A 1,679-nucleotide genomic window follows, 5' to 3' on the forward strand; every position below is an offset into this window, starting at 1 on the left:
AAGGCTGTCATGCGGTAAGAGGCAACAACACCTCCATCTTTGTCGAGAAGCAGCGCGATGCTGCCGGAGGAGTTATGCAAGGGAATTAATATCTTCCCATCGATTTCGAAAGAGATTGATGAGCCGATATCTTCGGCAATCCCCTCGCCAAGTAGGCGCAGCTCGCAGAGGGCTCCGTTTTGGAAGGCCGCGATCTCGTTGTCTTGTAGATATAGGTACTGTTCGGAAGCTCTATCAAAAATCTTGTTGATTTTGTGTTAAAAAATCCTCATAGCTATAAAAGAGACTGAATGTCACAACTTAACAAGATAAAACTGCAAATCCTTTACTGGAACCGTATACAACTTTTTTTCTGAATCAACGACTAATTCAGCGTAATCAAATGGTGGGTACAAACCATAAGCATTATCTTTGTATGTGGAAAAGCAATACAATCTTGTACCTTTATCAAAAGGAATAATCATTCCCGTTCTTGCATCAATTAATTGTTTTTCTGATTTAGCCAAAACTGTGTAATTCGCAATTGCCTCGGGTTTTGTAATACGACCACTCAAGTATGATACGGAAAATTGTGTAAGAAAACCCTTCTCTTCTAGTAACTCTCTTTCTACAAAAAACTCCCAATTTACCTGTAACCAATCACCAATAAAATAACCATCATCATCCCAATTATGATCTTCCATGAGTTTGTCTAAAAACGGCCAAGTAGTATTTAAAAAATCACGAAATGTGTTAATGTGGTTTGTTATATCACAAGGAAGTTCATCAAAGTTAATCATCTAAATAACCAAATCTTTTTTTACCTAAATTACCGGAATACGCTTTTGCTCTTCCCACATCCACATGATTGGGTTCAGCGTAACGACCAACATGTTTTGGATCAATGTGATACTGACGTCCATTTTTCCGGTTAATATAATTTCCTAAACCATTTAAAGCATCAGGACCTTCGGGATCAAATCCCTTCTTGCGGAACATTGCGTCAAGTTCTTTAGCAGATTTATTCCTAAAGGGTGAAGCTCTTATCCATATATGATCATCGGCTACTTCCTTTGCGATTCCTTTAGTCGCAGTTTTAGAAACGGCCTGATTTGCGACGCCATTCTGTACCGCCACTTTAGTGGTCTTTTGAACGGTTTTGGCGGTAGTTTCCTGAGCAACTGCACGGGCTGTGCCTTTTGCAAACCAGCTAGTAACCTGTCTGGTAGCAGCTCCTGTCACAGCTCCCGTAGCAACGTTTGAGATCATGCCACCCAGCTTAGTAATGCTGGTGTGAGAACGGATCACTCCAATCGCCAGTCCCGCCTTCTCCGCTGCCCCAAGCTTTGAGCCTGTTCCAAGGGCCGACCATTCAAACTCCCCGGTAAACCCATGCACGGCGCCGCTCAAAAACGATGCCGAAGTGGTGGCGCCATACGCTTCCAATGCCGTCACCGCATAGGGAAGAGCCATCTCCATAGCGTAGCAGACACCGATCTGAACCGCAAAAGGAATCAAAAACGCAAACTGGCCATCCGGATCGACATGGATCAGCGGGTTGTTGTGGACATAGGCGTAGAGGTTCAGTCCATCTTCAAAGCCCGCAGGATCGGGCGTGATGAAGCGGCCAAGGCATGGAGAGTAGTAGCGCCTTCCAAAATAGTAAAAACCGGACTCTGGATCGAAGCGCTTGCTGGAGA

The 1,679-nt window shown here is 44.1% G+C and carries 2 protein-coding genes; both read right to left on the bottom strand.

Annotation, left to right across the window (positions count from 1 at the left end):
• Window positions 1-293: 293 nt before the first annotated feature.
• The gene (locus ELAC_RS06920; protein WP_098038562.1) at window positions 294-779 is read right to left on the bottom strand and encodes a hypothetical protein; all 486 of its coding nucleotides are present in this window, start codon (window positions 777-779) and stop codon (window positions 294-296) included.
• On the bottom strand, window positions 772-1,679 hold a 908-nt coding region (locus ELAC_RS06925), incomplete at its 5' end, for an RHS repeat-associated core domain-containing protein (protein ID WP_239414426.1). The genes ELAC_RS06925 and ELAC_RS06920, both read right to left, overlap by 8 nt.

This window comes from Estrella lausannensis, from assembly GCF_900000175.1.
Classification (GTDB): Bacteria; Chlamydiota; Chlamydiia; order Chlamydiales; family Criblamydiaceae; genus Estrella; species Estrella lausannensis.